This is a genomic window from Nostoc sp. CMAA1605, assembly GCF_021596505.1.
Lineage (GTDB): Bacteria > Cyanobacteriota > Cyanobacteriia > Cyanobacteriales > Nostocaceae > Trichormus.
On record NZ_PJIZ01000065.1, the window covers coordinates 16,266 to 35,751 of the forward strand.

Annotated in this window: 13 protein-coding genes; 3 read left to right on the top strand and 10 right to left on the bottom strand. The window is 41.4% G+C overall.

Annotation, left to right across the window (positions count from 1 at the left end; translation table 11 throughout):
- Nucleotides 1-124: 124 nt before the first annotated feature.
- The gene (locus CV014_RS20005; protein WP_236143631.1) at nt 125-541 is read left to right on the top strand and encodes a deoxyribodipyrimidine photo-lyase; all 417 of its coding nucleotides are present in this window, start codon (nt 125-127) and stop codon (nt 539-541) included.
- 310 nt (nt 542-851) lie between these two features.
- Here the strand turns inward: CV014_RS20005 and CV014_RS20010 are convergent, their stop codons facing one another.
- The 9 genes from CV014_RS20010 to CV014_RS20050 form a co-directional block, all read right to left on the bottom strand.
- Entirely contained in the window at nt 852-2,582 is a 1,731-nt protein-coding gene (locus CV014_RS20010; protein WP_236143632.1) for a ShlB/FhaC/HecB family hemolysin secretion/activation protein, read from the bottom strand.
- 79 nt (nt 2,583-2,661) lie between these two features.
- A complete protein-coding gene (locus CV014_RS20015; RefSeq protein ID WP_236143633.1) occupies nt 2,662-4,977 on the bottom strand; it encodes a CHAT domain-containing protein in 2,316 nt (771 codons plus the stop codon).
- Between the two features lie 220 nt (nt 4,978-5,197).
- Nucleotides 5,198-7,963: a COG1470 family protein gene (locus CV014_RS20020; RefSeq protein ID WP_236143634.1), complete on the bottom strand. Its 2,766-nt coding sequence runs from the start codon at nt 7,961-7,963 to the stop codon at nt 5,198-5,200.
- 172 nt (nt 7,964-8,135) lie between these two features.
- A complete protein-coding gene (locus tag CV014_RS20025; RefSeq protein WP_236143635.1) occupies nt 8,136-10,295 on the bottom strand; it encodes a hypothetical protein in 2,160 nt (719 codons plus the stop codon).
- Nucleotides 10,296-10,543: 248 nt separating this feature from the next.
- Nucleotides 10,544-11,800 carry a DUF4159 domain-containing protein gene (locus CV014_RS20030; RefSeq protein ID WP_236143636.1) on the bottom strand — a complete coding sequence of 419 codons (1,257 nt, stop codon included), beginning with the start codon at nt 11,798-11,800 and terminating at the stop codon, nt 10,544-10,546.
- A gap of 96 nt (nt 11,801-11,896) precedes the next feature.
- On the bottom strand, nt 11,897-12,955 hold the full coding sequence (locus CV014_RS20035) for a phage tail protein (RefSeq protein WP_236143637.1): 1,059 nt from the start codon (nt 12,953-12,955) through the stop codon (nt 11,897-11,899).
- Nucleotides 12,956-12,974: 19 nt separating this feature from the next.
- Nucleotides 12,975-15,200, bottom strand: coding sequence for a putative baseplate assembly protein (locus CV014_RS20040; RefSeq protein ID WP_236143638.1), 2,226 nt, complete (start codon nt 15,198-15,200; stop codon nt 12,975-12,977).
- A gap of 144 nt (nt 15,201-15,344) precedes the next feature.
- Nucleotides 15,345-15,764 carry a GPW/gp25 family protein gene (locus CV014_RS20045; protein ID WP_236143639.1) on the bottom strand — a complete coding sequence of 140 codons (420 nt, stop codon included), beginning with the start codon at nt 15,762-15,764 and terminating at the stop codon, nt 15,345-15,347.
- Between the two features lie 230 nt (nt 15,765-15,994).
- Nucleotides 15,995-16,483 carry a hypothetical protein gene (locus CV014_RS20050; RefSeq protein WP_103140131.1) on the bottom strand — a complete coding sequence of 163 codons (489 nt, stop codon included), beginning with the start codon at nt 16,481-16,483 and terminating at the stop codon, nt 15,995-15,997.
- A gap of 271 nt (nt 16,484-16,754) precedes the next feature.
- On the opposite strand from CV014_RS20050, the gene CV014_RS20055 reads away from it, so the two are divergent.
- A complete protein-coding gene (locus tag CV014_RS20055; protein WP_236143640.1) occupies nt 16,755-18,020 on the top strand; it encodes a hypothetical protein in 1,266 nt (421 codons plus the stop codon).
- Nucleotides 18,021-18,051: 31 nt separating this feature from the next.
- Complete coding sequence (locus CV014_RS20060) at nt 18,052-18,285, top strand: hypothetical protein (protein ID WP_236143641.1); 234 nt, start codon at nt 18,052-18,054, stop codon at nt 18,283-18,285.
- Here the strand turns inward: CV014_RS20060 and CV014_RS20065 are convergent.
- Complete coding sequence (locus tag CV014_RS20065; RefSeq protein WP_236143642.1) at nt 18,246-19,391, bottom strand: SpoIID/LytB domain-containing protein; 1,146 nt, start codon at nt 19,389-19,391, stop codon at nt 18,246-18,248. The genes CV014_RS20060 and CV014_RS20065 overlap by 40 nt on opposite strands.
- Nucleotides 19,392-19,486: the final 95 nt, after the last annotated feature.

Below are 19,486 nucleotides of genomic sequence, written 5' to 3' on the forward strand. Positions count from 1 at the left end.
GGGGACAAGGTAGACAAGGGAGAAAAAGTATTAATGACTAATGACTAATGATTAATGACTAATGACTAATGACTAATAACTAATGACTAATGACTAATAACTAATGACTAATGACTAATAACTAATGACTAAACAAATTATTTGGATACACGGCGACTGTTTGAGTTCTGACAACCCAGCTTTACAAGAATACCCGGATGCGCCTGCGATTTGGGTTTGGGATGATGCTTTGATAGAAGAATGGCAACTTAGTCTCAAACGGTTGACTTTTATTTATGAATGCTTGCTAGAGTTACCTGTGGAAATTCGTCGGGGTAATGTGGTGCAAGAAGTTTTAGCTTTTGCTAAAGAACATCATGCTGATTTAGTGGCTACAACTGATAGTCCTAGTCCTCGTTTTAATAATATCTGCGATGAAATTGAGCGTTCTTTAAAATTGGAAGTGTTTGAGGTTGAACCATTTTTTGATTATGACGGATATATCGACCTCAAGCGTTTCTCTCGCTATTGGAAGGTAGCAGAAAAGTATGTTTTTGAATAATATGGGAATCCGACTTGATTATTGAAAGTACTTACATAGGTAGGGAACAGGGTAAGAATGAATAAAAGTGTACTGTTTCGACAACTTTTGGGGGAAAAATTTATGCTTGAGTATTGCTAAAGCTTGAAACCCAGATGGTATCTAACTTTCTTAATTGCTGTCTTCGTACCACTTCGCTACGCAACGCTACCGCGAACGTGGAAGTAAGCTACGCGTAGCGTCTCGTAGACAAGCAGGACGTATCCCTCCGGGAAAGCGGGTTACACGTTAGCGGCTCCTAGAGAAGTCCATTGGGGATTAGTATAAAACCCTACAAGCCATAGCCAATACTAAAGTAAAAGCCGTTATCTTGGGCGTTTGTACCTCGGTCATCTAAATCAATTAGGGGAAGGGCGTAATCTAATCTGATATTAAGTTTCTGTGTGGGTTGGTATAGAACACCCATCCCTAAACCGGCTAAAAACTTTTGTCGTTGTAAGCTGTTGGGGTTAGTGTCCACGTTCCAGACGTAGGCTAAATCAAAGAATGGGGCGATTTGGAGGGTGGAATTACCGGACGCATCGCGCATTGTGGTAATGCGGTTTTCTAGGGTAAATCTTAAGCCATTGTCGGCTGCACGGACGTTTTGTCGATAACCACGTACTGACTGACCACCACCGACAACAAATTGCTGGGAAGGTAATAAGGCGTTGGGTGTTAATTGTAACTCTGCTTGGGCAATTAATAGGTTATCTTGATTGAGGCGTTGGACTCGTTGAAATTGTGCCAACCAACTAAAAAAGCGTCCATCGGGTTTGGCATCATCGTTTATAGTGGCATCAAAAGCACCAATACCCAAACTCAATAGCGATCGCACTGCCCAAGCACCGCTAACATCTCTGCTAACATAATCTTGACCAAATTTAATGACACGGGTGCGGCTGTTCCCTTCATCATCGGGGCCAAATCCAAAGGGTGTCGGCCCTGCAAAAGTAAAGGTTTGCCCATCTTGGAAGGTGAAACCTAATGATAAAGCAAATTCCTCGCGGGGCGATCGCAATAATGGTTGTCTGTAGCTAATTTCGTATAGTTGCGATTCGCCACTAATCTGGAAGCTTTTAAAGGGTTGTTGAATGACTTCGTTGTTATTAATAGAAGTTCTGAGTTGTAAAGTACCATTCATCGCATTCAATGGTACTTGATAACTGAAGTCATAAATATTTGCCCCGCCTTGGGTGGTGCGGTAGTAGGCGGCGGAAATTTCGTCACCTATTCCTGTAAGGTTGCGATAGGTGGCACTCACACCCAACCTTTCCGAACCAATGCTAGGCGGGGAATAATTATCCAGACTCAATGTCGCCTCGAAGGGGTTCGCCTCGATGACGCGTACAATTAAAATACTTTGACCTAAACCAGTCCCAGGACGTAAACTAGCTTCGACGTTGGTAAATAGGGGATCATTGCGGAGTAATCTTAATTGGTCTTCTAAACTGGCGGAAGATAGGGGTTTATTTGCACCTAATTTAATACGCGATCGCACATAATTAGGGTTTAAACGTTTTGTACCTTCAATAATAATTTTTTCTAGGCTGCCTTCAATTACTTGAATTTCCACCACACCATTAGTGATTTTTTGGTTTCCTAAAACTGCTCTAGATGTGATGTATCCTCGATTTAAATAAAGTTGTGTAATCCTATCGGCAACGCTAGTTAATTCCTCTAAAGTAACGGTACGCCCTTCTACAGATTTAGTCACAGAATTGAGTGTTGCGGCATCAAAAATACTACTACCTGTAACTTGAATTTTTTCTACTTGAATACTGCCAGATGTCGGTGCGGGTGTAGTTTCTGGTGTGGGGTTTGTTTGTAAAGGTGGCGATTCTGGAGTTAGAGGTGTTGGCGTTGATTGGGGTTGGGGAAAACGTTCTTGGTTACGGCTACCTTCTGGATTTGGGGCTTGTGCAGAGGCGGGATAATTCCCTAAGAAAAAAGCGAAGGTCAAAACAAGAGTTGCCGGAATGTTATTAGAAATTAAATAAAGGTAATTTGTAATTGGTAGCATTTGCACTGGGAATTTTAAAATAAGATGCAAAGCTATTATTTCCTTCTTTTACCTTTTTACTTTTACCTTTTTACTTTTTTTAACGTGCTTCTCCTATTAATGTAAATCCAGCCCAATCTTTAGGGTGAGGATGCTGTTTCTTAGTGGTTAACATCGCCTGGCGTAAGGCTTGGGCTTTATGAGGATTTTGTTTTAACTGTCGATAAAATTCCGTAGTGAAAACGTTTGTGGGTGTATCGGGTGCTGCCCATTGTGAAATAATCACACTGGGAACGCCAGCATTAATTAAGGCCAAAGATAAACCTAACATACCGTTGCCAATACTACCACTACCTGTCTCTCCCGCACTTAAGAAAACTAGTCTAGCTTTTAGACGCGCGCCTTTTGGTTGGGTATAGAGATTGAGGATTTCACTAGCGGTGAGGAGTCCGTTATTGTCAGCAATACTGGCTAAGGCGATCGCGCCTGGGATGCCTTGTCTTTTGGTATCATCGATGACAGCGTAAGTTGCCAAATGAATGGTTTTAGCTTTGGGTAATAATGGTAAAACATCTGCTTTGGTGGCTTTGTTACCAACTAAAGCATTAGTTTTGAAAAAATCTGCAATTTCTAAGGCTTCTTGTTCGGCATTAATTAATTGCGGTAAAGACTGTTTTTCGATTTTGGGCATAGTGGGATTACCCACCACCACTACTTTACTACCGCCTGTATTATTGCGTTTTTCTCTTGTTAATTTGAGTAGCTGAATTGATGGGATGGTAGTAATAGTATGTTTCTCAATTAAATATTTATCGTAAATATCGACTAAAGCCGGAAACGGCACAAATAATAATTCGTTTTGGGGAATAAAAATTACTTGTTCTGTAGGATTGGATGGTAATAAATCAGCTATGGGTTTAATGAGGATTTGATTGAGTTGTAGTAATATATTTTTGTAATTAGCGGTGGGAGTTTGAGGAGTTTTTACACCCAAGGCTATAGGAGTTTGATGAATTAATTCGACAACCGAATTAAACGGAATAATCTTCTTTTGTGATGTGATATCTACTTTGCGAAATGTGATTTTACCAGTAGGCTGCATTACCCAGATATAAATTTCACTATCTTCTATTAATGAATATCTAACAATAGTTGCCTTTTGTTGTTTGGCTATAGTTTGAATTTGGGTAATTGTTGGGACAATAATTTCTTTGGGTGCAGCTTTTAAACCACTACCGGCTGATTCTGTGGCTAAACGCATTCCCATCAAGTTTAAGATTTTCATGATGCTACTTTGTTCAGCAACTTCTAAAGCAGCTTCCGGCTGATTTTGACTGACTAAAACCTGTTCTAGTAAATTATATGTATTTGTTTGTTCAGTCGAATAATCAATAGTATTACTTAAGTTTGAGCGTAAAGTCTCCCAAGTTTTAATACTAGCTTGTAAGTTGGTTTGCGCCTCATTAATTTTACCTGACTTGAGTAAAACAAAGGCGAGATTATTGAAGGCTACGCCTTGAGTGTAAATATCTTTATTAGTTTTGGCATTATCTAATTGTTGCTGATATAATGCTAAGGCTTGGTCATATTGTTTAGCAGATGTGTAAACACGCCCCAATTGTTTAATTAATTCGGCTTTTTGGCTGGGAATTTTTGAGGTTTCTAGTTGCTGTTGGTAGAGTGCGATCGCCTGCTCGAAATTACCTTGAGTTTCATAGGTTTTGGCGATTTGCTTTAAGGTAATATTAGTTAAGGCAATATCACTAGATTGGGTAGCAATGGCTAAGACTTGTTGATAAAAATTAATCGCTGGCTGATATTGTTTTAACTCTCGATTAACTGCTGCTAAATTTTGCAGGGAGTATATTTCTAACTGGCGATTTTTGGTATCTTGGGCAATGGCTAATTGTTGGGTATGGAAAGCAATTGCTGATTCATATTCTTTTAGTTTTTCATGTCCTACACCAACGTTACCTAAAAATGATGCTTCTCTGGGAGGATTGCCGATTTCTTTTCTTAAGGCGGTGGCTTTTTCTCGCAGTTCTTGTGCTAGTTTTTCATCCCCAGTATAAATATAAGCATTACTCAAATGTTCTAACACTTGTACAGTCCCAGGTTGATCACCTGTGTTCTGCATGAAATTTAAACTTTGTTGATAAAAATTAATCGCTGTTTGATATTTACCCAGGGTGAAATGAATTTCCCCTAAGCTTAAAAGTGTGTTGGCTTGTCCGGTGCGATCGCCTAATTCTTGATATAGTTTTAGTGACTCTTTTAAGGATACTAATGCTGCGGTTAGTTGACCGTTATTGATTTGTCTATTTCCTAATCTTAGTAGTAAGTCAGCACGGTATTGGCTGGCTGGTGCGGCGGTTAGGAGTATTGCAAGGAAGATGTTGGGGAGTTTTTTAAGCATATTTTTTATCTCACGCAATACCAATTTGCAGTTCGCAGTTCGCAATTCGCAATTCGCAATTCACTATTTTTTATGTTGTAACGGGGAATTAAACCCATAAATTTTGTTCTTTCTTTTTCCTTTTTCCTTTTTTTATCTCGCGCAAAGGCGCAAAGACGCAAAGGAGTAGGAGAGAGTTTAGTTAGCAGCGATTTAATTTCTTTCTTTTTCCTTTTGCCTTTTAATCAAATCCTGGGGGTAGTTCTAAGGGTGAGAGTTTTCCTGGTTGGGAGGGGGTGGGTGATGTGGGAAGGGGTGTGGATGATGGGGATGTTGAACCAGGGGTATTACTATTTCCTGGGGTGTTTGGTTGATTTTGTGCGGTTGGGGGTGGGGGAATGACTGGGGGTGTGGGTTGTGTGCTTGGGAGTTGGGGGAGTTGGGGTTGGTTGGGGTTCGGTGTTGGGATGGGTAGTGCAAAGGTTTCAATGGTGACTGAACGACTGATTTTTTCGCCGGTGGGACTGGTAGCTTGGAGGATAATGGTTTCACTACCTGGTTGATTATTGATGGGGTAAACTATCGTTCCATTGCGGGGAATGTTACCAGGTGCGGGTAACAATTCTGTTGTCATTTCGCTGCTACCTTCTACTTTCCAACTGAAGTTAATTGCTTGTTTGGTTTTACTTTGGGTGTCGATGGGAATTTGATATTTGGGGAGGGGTTCACTACCGTTAATTTTGAATTCGACAATTTGGCTGGGTAAGGGTTGGACTTTAATGACATCTGTTTTTTGCGAGATGCTTGGTTTGTCAGTATCGGTTTTGGCAAATATTTGTATTTCAAAAATATAGTTACCAATGGTACTGTTTTTGGTGGGGACGCTACGGCAGGTTAATTGATTTTGTTCGTTGCGACAAAACGGTTGTAATGTGTCGGGAATTTCCCCTTGATTAAATTGATAAGTTTGCAATTCACTATTAACTACACCTTCCGGCGATCGCCCAATTATTTGAATTTTATTAATCTTATCTAAATCGCTAATTTTCCAATTTAATCGAATTGTGTCAGCACTAATTTGTTTACCAGTTTTTAAGGTTACTGGTACTTCTTGATAGGTGGGTTTAGCGGCAGCAAATTCGAGTATTTTTGCCGGAGGCATGGGAATAATTTTGATAGTATTAGTCTTAATTGTATCTACGGCTTCTTCAGGATTTTTGCTGCTAAATGCTTGCAACTCAAAAATATAGTCTCCTGGTTTCCGCGCATCGGTGGGGATATTGGCACAAGTTAATGTGTTTTGTAACTGACAATATGATTTAAGTTCTGTGGGGATTTTTCCATTAAAGTTATAAACTACCGGTTGTACCGCTACTGAACCATCGGCAAAGACTCCGGTAATAGTCAATGTTTGCAATGTTTTAGGATAGCGAATTTGCCAGTTTAAGCGAATATTGCCGTTATTAGCTTGTTGATAGGAAGCATCGGAAGATTGGAAACGGGCGATTTTTGGGGATGCGGGGGGTTTTAATAGCAACCATAGCAGAAAGGCGATCGCGGCGATACTGCCTAACACCGTTAGTATAAACAGTAATAATTGCCACCAAGGACGCGCTTCCCAAATCACTGTCCCTGGAAGGGAAGGGTTAGGTAAGGGAAATTGTTGTTGGTCTACTAATTCAATGCGAAAGTTAAGTAAGCGTCCTGCACCAAATATTGGTCGTGACCACCATCTTACAGGTGTGATTGTCACTTGGGAAATAGCTTTTTCTCCTGGTAATACCAGCAATACAGGGGGAGTGGTGACGTAAGTACAAATTTTATCTTCGTCTGCGGGGACTGGTGTACAGACAATTTCTCGGACGGTGTTACCTGCGTTGGTTAACCTAATTTCAAAGACTCCGGCTTTGCGGCGTACCCTTCCCACCACCGTCAACAGTTCTGCATTCAGCAAATAGGAAGGTAGAACCTGCACATACACCACATCTAACAGTACCAAATCAGGATTGTTAGCAGAGTATAAACGCAAAGTCGGATAGTAAATTCCCGCCGTTACCCCTAATGGGGGGTGGAATTGCAGTAAAATTTGTCCAGTTTCCCCAGGGTTGAGATTCAAACCCATATTGGGAATAATTAACCCTGCTGTTTCCAAACCTTCGGGATAGCGGATAGTGTACCAATTATCGTCGCAGTCAGAACAAGTCAGACGAAACCTATCTACCCTATCAGAACGGTTGTGGACATTAACGCTAAGTTGCAAGATACCGCCAGGGGGAATTGGTGCAGGCGATCGCGAACTACTTGCCGGGATAACATTAAAAGTAGGGTCACTAACTCTAACAACCGTTTCAATTGCTGGTAGTACCTGGAGTTTCGCCGTGTGACGGATAGGCGTATCCTCTGGGTAATGTTCCGGCGCATCTACAACTATCACATAGTTATAGGTGCTAGGAATCGCCGTTATCGGGACATTAAATTCAAATAGCACCTCACCTATGGAATTAGGACTCAATGCCAACCTTTGATGAGGTGCATCACACCATTGAATCAACTGCGGCGATAAATCATCAATAAAAACATTAATTAATGCACTTTCTGCACCTTTATTAGTAACTGTAATATGAATTTCAAACCGAGAACCCGCCTGTACAGCATAATCTCCTGAAGGGTTGAAAATAATCGCTAAAGGACTACCAGGTGCTAAAACTTGCTGAATTTGTTCTTGTTGAATTCCCTGTTTTGGTGCAAGATATACACGATATTTCAGATCATCATCATGGGTAAGAACAGTTTGAATAAAATCTTGGTCAAGTAACTCGTCTAAGATATTAAGAGTTGCTTGCTGATTTAAATCTAAATGATAAGCTGCTTCAGCTAAAGTAGCCCCATCAGGTTTATTCTTTAGCATCCACTGCACGAGTTTTCGTTGTTGAGTCGGCAGAGTTAATATATCCGCCATACTCAAGCCAAGTTTAGTATTTCTATTACGAGAATTTGTTAAAGTCATGATATTAAAAATTGGTCAATAGTCAATAGTCATTAGTTATTAGTTATTAGTCATTAGTCATTAGTTTTTCTCCTCTCCTACCTTGTCTCCTCTTCCCAATCCCCAATTCCCAGTCATTCTTCAATTTTGAATTTTGAATTTTGAATTTAGTTAGTCCCCAATACCCAATCCCCTAACTCTTACAATAACTATTATCTGGAGTGATTACATCTAAACGCACCCGATGATCATCGTTGCCGCTAATAATTAAAATACGGTTTCTTACGATTTTGATATCAACACTATTAAATTTTTTAGAATTAGTACGCACTTCTTTACCATTTGGTAAAGCGCGTCTCCCATCTTTTGTTAGAGGCCATAACATCACCCGACTATCATCACCACCACTGACTAAATAACAACCATCCCTACTTAATGCTACTGAACGTACAGGTTTACCTTTATGTCCATCATTCCATTGATCAATTAGTTCACATTGGCTACTATTTTGACTGAGGCATGACTGCATATTCCATAAAGTAATCTGTCCTCTCGTATCAGCAACTGCTAATAAATCTGGTTTGTATTCAGCACTGACTAAACCCACAATATAATCATTTTGACTACCTGGGTTAGTGTAGGAAATTTTTCTTAATTTATCCTCACGAGAATTCCAAATTGCTAAATTGTTATATCTACCGCCAATTACTAAATCTTGTTTATCTTTCCCCACCAGTGCTAAACCATAAGCTGAAAAGTCTACCTTTTGCTTTTTCGTTGGTTGGTTGAGATTTTCAGGATTACCTAATAGTGCATCATTGATATCCCATTTTAAAATCCAGCCACTACCATGCGCGCTAAATAAGTAGTGAGAATCTTCGCTAAATTCTAAATTGAGGACTCTATCTGCTGGATTAAATAAGAAGGTTAATTTAGGCTCTTTTCTATCTCTTATCACATCAAAAAGTTGAATTTCGCCGTTCTCTAAACCTGCTGCAACTATATCATTATCTACAGGTTTATAACGGACAACTCGTACTGATTTACCTATATTATTAGCAATTTTGCCATCATGTTGATTAATAAAAGGATTGCGAAATCCAGCCACAGTCCATCTAATAATACTTTGGTCTTGAGAACCACTCACAGCTTTATCTGCTGTACCGTTAAACTGCACAAAATTTACAGGTTCATGATGTCCAAATAAGGGGTTATTCGGATTTAGCCAGGAAACTGCCCAAAGTAAAAGTAACAATAAAAGTGCTAAAATTAATTGCAGAACAGGATGTAAAACTGGATGAATAATTAACCGAATAAATAAATTTTCATTATTAATATTAACACGCTGATCTGATACGATAGATTTAACTATAAAAGATAATTTTTTTTCTAGCCCAAACCAATGTCTACGATTAGTGATAATAATTTGTAATTGCTGGGTTTCACCTGGGTTTAATAGTAGACTTTCCGGTTGAATATTGAAAGTACATTTAGGTTGCTTTTCATGACCATCTCGAATCTCAATATGTGCAGTTTGGGTTAAATTGCTGATATTGTGACATTCCAGGGTATAAGTTGCGGAATTATTTTTCCATTGTGGTAGCCAAAGCGCATCAGCCGGAATCTGTTGCTTTTCTGGTATACAATGAAAATCGACAAATCCCCCAGGCACGACTTTAATTTTACCTTCAGAACTTAGGGAAGATGTAGCATTAGGATGGCTAGCTTCAATTTTAAAAGTATATGTCCGGCTGGGAACTTCTATAGGAATTGGTAGTTGACAAGAAAAATAAGTTTCTGCTTTCTCACCAGGAGAAACTGGTAATAATTTCGTCTCATTACCTAATAACCATGTCGGTTCTAATCCGATCATTCTTAGAGAGACAGTTGTAGGTATTTGACTAGGATTAAAAACACGAACTGGAATTTCAATTGACTCTTGTGGCTGGGTGGTAAACTCTCGAATAGGTAACTCAACTTGTACAGGTACAGCACCAATTCCGGCTTCGACATCTAACCGCAGAATTTGCCTATCTTCTTCTCGTAATTCTACAGAAAATACCCGCACTATCAAGTTAATCTTACCGATAAAACCGACAATGGGTGTATCGGTGATCGTCACATGGAAATTTACACTATCTCCTGGTGGGTTTTTGGCACTAACAGCAGGCGTAATATTATACCAATTAGTTCCTAAATTTGAGTTACCACCAGCCGCAGTAATTTCTAGTTGGAATGATGCAAATTGATTGCTGTCATTCACAACATTCACTTCAAATGATGCTGGTTGTCCGCCTGGTTTGAAGGTAACTTTTTTAACGGAAATCTTGGCGTGGATGAGTTTAATAGCCATATGGGGAGTGATGAGTGCTGAGTGCTGAGTTTTGAGTGCTGTTAGCGGAAGCGGGGCGTTTAGCCCGTGGTGAGTGGTGTTAGCGGTAGCACGGCGTTTAGCCGGTGCTGAGTTTTGGATTTTGAGTGAGTATTTAGGGGATAAGGAATGAGTGAGAAGAAATAAGAGTTTACCTCGTTTCGCAAAAATTAAATAGGAGTCTTATATTGGTTTAAAGTGTATGTTTTTGTTTGGAATTGTGGCTTAATTTATTCCTCTAGTTTGTTGAAAACGTTTTGTAAAGCATTGGGTTTAGTGGGTGTAGATGGTGTATTGGCTGAGGGAGAAATAAATTGTTTTTGTAATTGAGTCATTTGCTTTCTTGACCAAGCAAAATATAAGATATTAATTCCTAATTCTTGGGCAGTGCGAATAGTTTCTCGTGGTAAAGTGAGTTTTTCATCTATTCCCCAAGCGGCAGATAAATCACCTATAACTAAAACAATGCCACCTGCAATTAAGATTTGAATAGGCTTTTGATTAATCACTGGTAAGGCTGCGAATAAAAACGGGTTTGTCCGCATGGGATGATTGCGGTCTAGTTTGCGTAAATCTTCCAAAGGTGTATTAAATTTGTCGGCAATATCAACTACACTGTCTAATCTGTCTATAGCATCAGTTGGTGATTCAACTAACAATACACCGCCAGCATCTAAATAGCTTTTGAGATTAGTTAATTCTTGGGGATCTAAAGATAGTGGTTGATTACCCGTGGTAAATAACAAATCATAAAATACTGCCTGATCAATATGTTGTAGGTGCAACGGTATACGATCAACACTTCCAAATCCTTGGATGGTTTGGGTGAGATGTTCATTAGCTTTGAGTAAATAACAGAGATTAGCAAAATGATCACTAACTTCTGGTGTATTCGTTTGTAAATAAGCCACCCGAACAACAGCACTATGACGCGATCGCGCTATGGGACGATAACGCAAATCTAAACTATTCAAATCTGGGTAAAATACATCTTGGGGATTTTTTAAAGGGATTAACCCTGGTTGCAACACAATCCGACACAATTCCACCTCCAAAGCATGAGGTGGTGTAGTTTTTTCTTCAATCCGAAAAGATTCAGGTTCAAATTCAGCGACTTTTTGACGTTGTAAATCATCGGGATCTACATAACTCACCACCAGATAAATCAGACGAGGTTTATCTTCTGTAATATCAGCCGAAACGTGAAAATCGATTGCTTGAGGAACAATAATCGGATTACCGTGAATATCAATTGCTAATCCTGGTTGAATTTGCAACCATCGACCATCGTTATATTGTGAAGAAATCCCTTGTGGTACAGAAATCAGACACACTCCCAAACCATAGACAATTCCTGGCTGATTGAGAGACTGATAGTGAATATTTTGCCGTTGACGGTGATAATTATGCGATCGCTGCCATTTTTCAGCATTGATCAATAAACCATCTTGTACCTGTAATCGTTCTAGGGGTTTGAGTTCTTCCATAGGTGGGGACTGGGGAGGTAGAGGGCAGGGGGCAGGGGAGATAAGGTAGACAAGGTAGAATCTTTTACCTAATGACTATTGGCTATTGACTATTGACTATTGACTATTGACTATTGACTGTTCCACGTACAACTCATAAGTACAAAAAGCTGGTTTTTCTTGTTCGATGATGTGACGGACTAATTGTTCGTCGATTTGGTTGGGATGTTGGGGACGAAGACGGACGATAAAGTGATAGGGACGACCACCGCCAATCATTGCATCTTGACCAATGCGAGTGTTACCCAATACAAAACCTTCACCCCGAATTTCCTCAATACAAATATGTTTATCAGTTTCTGAAACCAGATGATCATCTAAGGGTAAATCTGTATAAAGATGTAAATAAAGTCTCAAACCTCGCTTTGTTCCACGCCAACGATATAGTTCTACAGCCGAACGAATTAAAAAGCGTTGTCTTGTTAAACTCCAGCGTTGGTCAATTGGCCAGGCTACCCAATGCGCCAAAAAAGGCAATAAAGCCTGGGGTGCTGTCATAGGGTCTAGGTATGACCAAAGCACATCCAAGGTTTGCACTGTGGGTTCAAAAGCCTGCTCAAAAATTTTCAAGAAGCGACCAATAAAGTCTACTTCTCGATAAAGTGCAGGTATAAATTTTAGATATAAACTCCGAGGACGTACATATAAATTTAACGCCCCAGTTTCCACAAATTGTCTATTAGTACCTTGTTCTGTATAGTAAACGTGAATACGGCAGTGAAAATCTAACATCAAAGGATGATTAAGTGTAATCGCCGCTTGTTTTTCAAAAAAATCCTCTGGAACGTTGAAACAAAGCACCACACTCATCTGTGCTTTTGGATCAAAGACAAAAGGCCCTTGTCTGTCGGGTTCTGTGTGAATAGAACACCATTCACTAGGAAAATTTCCTTCGATTTGTACCCTTAAATTGAGACTGCGATCGCCTAAATTTTCCAACTGCAACAATATTTCACTAGGTTCTCTAGGATAAACAACGACATCACAACCTGAAAGATTGGTATTCGTCGCTAAATTAAACGGTACTAAAGAAGTATTTTGAGATGCGGCTGCTGTTGATGGTTGCAGCGCATCCGGTTGTTGCATGGGAGTTAACTGTAAACTTAACGAAACCATTTCCTTTTGCCTTTTTATTTCACTGAATCAAGTTAACTACATGACCAGAACGCAAAGCAGTATTTTGCCAAGAACAAATTAATCCCAAATTTCCAGGATCAATGACAGGATTTTGGGGTTGCGATCGCTCCCAGTGATCCCTGATGTAGCGGATTTCAAATAGTTGCACGACTCCCAAATAACGCACAGCAGGGAACTTCTGGAATAGGGTCACAATATCGGAAGGATACACCGGACGACCAAAAGGCCAACCTTGACCATCATGTCCGCCTGTGATGGGATTGAGGAAGCGATAAAGGGCGATGCGTAATTTTCCTAAAATTTCTTGTTGGGCTGAGGGATGATTGTATTCTGGCTCTAAGGCGACTTCCGTTTGCACCGCAACACCCACATATTCTGGTGCTTGTAGTTTGACTTGCACGCCTAATAATCGCCGTTCATCTAAATAAGCTAATATCTGATTGCGGAGTTGGGGAGTCAGATTAAATAGTTCTGGTTCAATCCCTTCAGCACGGTTAATTGCATCAGTATTCGCCGCCGGTACAACTAATAACCTGACTGTCCCCGCTTCTTTAGTCGCATTCGGTGGTAAACAACGCACCCGCGCCACTGCACCCGCACCAGCTTGCAGCGTCAACACTTCAAAATCTTCAGGAGTAACGGCGCGATCGCGTGTTCGCAGCATCGCCGGCACACGAATCACCGCATCTTCCAAAGATTCCCCATCTGCACCATTACGAGCCGGTGCATGATTTGTCACACGGGCTACATAAGGTACAGCCGTCTTGGCGACAGTAATTGTCCCCCGTTGCACATTTCCCTTACGTCCTCCCCCCGTCCGATAAGCCACCATCCGAATCACCGCACCCCGTGGCGGTACAGCCCCATATTGTCGCTCTAATTCCTGAACATGAGGGATGAGGGATTGGGAATTAGCGTTCGGGGAGATATTCCCAGTCCCCAGTCCCCAGTCCCCAGTCCCCAGTCCCCTCCTCCATTCCGTCTGCTGCTGAATTTGGGCTGGTTCACGAATTAAAGGGCCAAACTGTACTAAACCTGTGCGGGAATCAATGGTGTAGTGTCTATCCTGAGAACTAGAATTAGCAAAATCGCTGACTTCATACCATATCTGCGAAGATAAACTGCCTGGAGGTAATATTTCTATATGTTCACCTTCCCGACGATTTAACACCGGAAATTGCTGTAATTGAAACGTCTGTCCTGGTGTACCGTCACTTTCCCCTAGAATTTCATCATAAATCAACTCACTTTGACTAGCTCCCACCGTCCCACCAATAGCGCGCGCCGATAAACCGACAATGCGGGGAGATGAACTAAACCCCGGCTGATTGGCTTGGGGAGTCGTGTAAACGCAACGCAACCAACGCCCTTGGAAAGCAGTAAAGGTGGTTACAGGCCAAGATTGGGGTAAATGTAACACCACATCTGCACCTTGCAGGGGATTAGCACCTTGAGCCGCCAACTCACTAAAACTAAAGCCCTTGGTACTATCATCAGATTCTTGAAGTAAAACTGATACCCACTCAATCCCGTTCCAAGCTTCCCAACGTCGCGGCGGTGCATCAGGATTAATCCCTGTGCTAGTGGCGGCTTCTCCCTTAAATTGCAGTGCTAAAACATTCCCCTCACACTGACAACTACCATCAATCACGATATAAAAACTATTACCAGGCTGGGGTTGCTCATCAAAAAAAGACAATTCCCTGCCGTACCAGTTTTCATCAGGCGTTTGCGCCCAAATATTAGTAAAGCGATCGCGTAAAATTGAGGGTAAAGTTTCCGTCGTTTGGGCAGAGAGAAAATGGCGAATTTGGGGTTTATCAATAATTAAAGGCCGATCTGTAGTGAAAGCGATCGCCTCTTCAGTTTCCGTGCGGATCGTCGCCACCTCGACACCAGCCGGAATTGTATAAGTATTAGGTAAAGCCGCACTCAAATAAAAAGTAATATCAGCCATAGCGGGAGCAGGTGCTTGCAACCGTACCCCCAGCAACTCTAAAAAAGTAATATAATTGCGCTTCGGTACTTCATTGAAGCGCAACAGCATTTGGTCAGTCAACCAAGCAAATAACTCAATCAGCGTGATTCCTGGATCACTAGGGTTATAGTTAGTCCACTCTGGACAATAGCGAGGAATCCGTAAAACACACTCATCAACCAAATCTTTAAACGTGCGATCGTCCAGATTTGACTTCGGTAACTTCGGTAAAAAATCAAATTCCACGATAATATAACCTGGTTTTAAAAGGGATTGGGGACTGGGGATTGGGGATTGGGGACTGGGGACTGGGGATTGGGGACTAGGAGGACAAGGAAGACAAGGAAGAAAAATATCAATAACTAATGACTAATGACTATTGACTATTGACTATTGACTATTAACCCCATTCAGATAAAAAGGAAAAACTAAACTACGAGCATCATGAGTATCTTTTGGATGATACTTAATATGAATATTGACCCGACCCCGTAAAGGATCAGGTTCAGTAAAAACACCATCTAAAACAATGCGCGGTTCCCACATTTCCAAGGCTTCTTGGACGTGTAGGCGCAGCAGTAATAAAGTTTGAGTATTCATCGGTGCAAAGGTCAACTCAGACAACCGTGAACCAAAATTAGGTCGATAAACCCTCTCACCCAAATCAGTACGCAGAATGAGCATAATCGACTCTTCAATGTTGCGTTCCTTGGCACTGAGTTGCAAACCCCCTTGGACATTCACCCTAAGTGGAAAAGACCAACCCGCACCCAAATGACTACGATGTTGATTTTGATTGACTTCTGGCATGGTATGTCAATGCTGACAAGCGTGTTTACGCTAAATTTACGCTCATCTCTCTCACCAAAACTATTCGCCAAAAGTCGAGCATTCTATTAGGGACTGGGGACTGGGGATTGGGGACTGGGGACTGGGAATAGAAGAGGAATTGGTGCAGGGTGCAGGGGGCATGGGGGAGAAAAATTTCCCCTTTTCTCCCTGCACCCTGCCCCCCTGCCTTCTTTTTGTCCCCAGTCCCCTCAATGAGACGTTTCACCAGGTGACTCTAAAGCCTGATCTAAAACCTGTCTAGCGTGTTCTGCTTTATTACGTGCTTCTTGATAACGTAAATTGGCTTGAGCAAAATTCTTGAGAACCTTAAAACCTTCCTTGAGACGGGTAATCTCTTCTTCCGTCACCGACTCATCAGAAAACAGCACATCAACAGCTTTACGAATTTCCAAAGCTTCAGCACGAGATTCCTGAACTTTCAGCTTCAGTGTAGCCAGATTACTGAGAACCTGTACAGCTTGAGTAATCGCATCTTCACCACTACTAGACTCAGCCGTCGGCTCTTTTACTTCTATTAATTGTTGCGGGCCAAATCCTTCTTCTAATTCTGTAGGTAATTTGCCAGCGTTCATCAGTTCCAGTAACTGATCCATTGCTTTATCACGAGCTTTAGCTGAATCTTTACCTGCAACAGTGAGGATAATTTCTGGGCTTTGGGCGAGAGTGTATTGAACCATATTCCCAACAGAAAATTTACTGATGAACTAAGCATAGAAGCTGAATCTTACCATAAGACGTGTCAATAGTTATTAGTCATTAGTCATTAGTCATTAGTTCTTATCCCAATGCCCAATGCCCCATACCCCATGACCCATGCCCCATGCCCCATGCCCCATGCCCAAACTTTATACTAGAAGAAAAACAAGTCAGTTTTAAATTCAAGCCCCGAATGTATGTGAAGGGGTAATCAATTTTGAATTTTTAATTTTGAACTCGGAGCGAAGCGACGTGACTCCTAATCCCAATGTTATGCAGGCTGTGGAAAAACTGGGCTACCGTGTCACTGTTGGTGATGTGGCAACTCAGGCTGGATTAAATTTAGCAGAAGCAAATCAGGGCTTACTAGCTTTAGCTACTGATGCGGGTGGACATTTGCAGGTAGCAGAAACTGGTGATATTGTTTACTTGTTTCCGCGTAATTTTCGCGATATTCTACGCAATAAATATTTTCAGTTACGCTTGCAGGAATGGTGGCAGAAAGTATGGAAAGTTCTATTTTACTTAATTAGGATTTCTTTTGGGATTTTTCTCATTGCTTCTATTGCTTTAATTACTATCACAATTATTTTAATCATTACTGCTATGAATTCCAGTAATGATAATGACAACCGTAACAATAACTCTAGCGGTAGTTGGGGATTTTTCTATATTCCTGATTTGTTTTGGTATTTTAATCCTAATTATGAAACTTATCCTGAACAAAAACGGCGTAGTAGACAACAAAACGGCCAAATGAATTTTTTTGAGGCTGTATTCTCCTTTTTGTTTGGGGATGGCAATCCCAATGCGCGTTTAGAAGAACGCCGTTGGCAAGAAATAGCCGCCGTAATTCGGAGTAACCAAGGTGCAGTCACAGCAGAGCAAATCGCCCCTTATTTAGATGATTTGGGTGCCAGTTATCAACAGGAATATGAGGATTATATGTTGCCTGTGCTGTTAAAATTTAATGGGCAACCAAAAGTGAGTCCTGAAGGACAAATTGTCTATTATTTCCCAGAATTACAGGTAAAAGCCAGCAATCAACGACAAGAATTTATCTCACCTTATCTAGAGGAATTACCTTGGCGATTTAGTGCAGCCGATTCTGGACAAATTACGCTCAGTGGTGGTCTGGGTGTAGTTAATCTAGTAGGTGCGTTGATATTAGGTAGTTTGTTAAGAGATGGTACAGTGGCGGCTCAGGTAGGTGGACTGGTTGCTTTTGTCCAAGGTATTTACTGGATTTTATTGGTGTATGGTATTGGTTTTTTAGCTGTACCTTTGATTCGTTATTTTTGGCTACAAGGACGCAATCGCAAAATAGCAAGTCGTAACAGCGATCGCATCGCCAGAGCCAGACTATTAGAAGCACCCAACGCCGATTTACAGCAAAAAATTGCCTACGCCCGTCAATTTGCCACAGAAACAGTCATTACTAATGAAAATTTAGTCTACACCAGCGAAACTGACTTATTAGAACAAGAAGTGCAGAGGAGATTGGGGAATGGGGAATAGGGAATAGGGAATAGGGAATGGGGAATGGGGAATGGGGAATGGGGAATGGGGAATGGGAGACAAGGTAGATTTTATACCAATGCCCAATGCCCAATGCCCAATGCCCAATGCCCAATGCCCAATGCCCAATGCCCGATGCCCAATGCCCAATGCCCAATGCCCAATGCCCAATGCCCAATGCCCAATGCCCAATGCCCAATGCCCAATGCCCAATGCCCCATTCCATTACTTCGCTTTAATCGGTGTGAGGGAAACGCCCCGATAATAATGTCCTAATATTTGCAGGTGGTTAGCACCGCGTAGGGCTAAATTATAGGCTCCCCATTGGCTCATGCCTAAACCATGACCAAAACCTAAGCCTTGGAGTATAAAACTACCGTCTGCTGCTTTGTTGACGTTGAAGCGAGTGCTTCTGAGTCTGAGGGCTGTACGAACTTCTTCGCCGCGCAGTACCTTTGTACCTCGATCTCCGACTATTTTTAGAGCTTTGACACTCTTATAAGGTGACAACTCTTCGGGAATGATCTGCTGGACATTCCCAACTCCAGAAATTCTGGAGCTAATTTCCGCAGGTGAAAAGGTTTGTTGCCAGTTGCATTCTTTAATATTTTGATCGTAGTCTTCCACCGCCCGCAGATAAGGCAGAGGATTTCCCCAAACATCTTCTACGTTTTCGGTGTGTCCTCCCGAACAGGCGTGAAATACTGAGAGAATCAGATTATTTTTATAAGTTAAGACTTGTCCAGCTGTGCCATCAACTGCGCTATAGGTGGCGGGAGATTCGCTGCTTACTCCTTTATATATTTGCCAGCGATCAGGACTATCTCCTAAATCATAAACGGGGTTTTTACGCTGTTGTTCTCGTTTGTAGAGGGCATAGGTACGGGCGGCGATCGCTTGGGCTTTGAGGGCTTCTTGTGGCCAGCTAGAACTCATTTCCCCGCCAATCACACTGTAAAGATATTCTTCTAAATCCACCCAGTTAACAACATCTATACCTTTTTGGGTGGGGACAACTAAAGTTCTACCGCGATACCAGCGATCGCCAATATACACAAATCCTTTTCCTGATGGTTCAATCCAAAATAAACCAGATTGCCATTTATCTAACGCCACGCCTCCAGGTATAGCTTGCGCGTAAAAGGCACTCATCGCAGGCAATTGTCCCAAAGTCCGCCCACTACTATCTTTCACAATCGCCGTTGTGGAACTGCCAACCTTGGTTTGATTGACTCCCCTCTCAATCGCTACACGCAAAATTACAGAAGCTTGAGCTGGTGCGACTAAAGCTATCCACAATAAAACACCTAACCACCAGTGACGTATTTTAAGCTGGGACAACAAAGAGCCGAAAAACAGTTGAAATTTCATGTTGATTATTTGATCACAAGAGTCTGTAGGTATCTCAAGGTAAGACAATTTTCCCAAGTTAGAGGTTGCCGCCTTCTACATAATTATGCAACGGC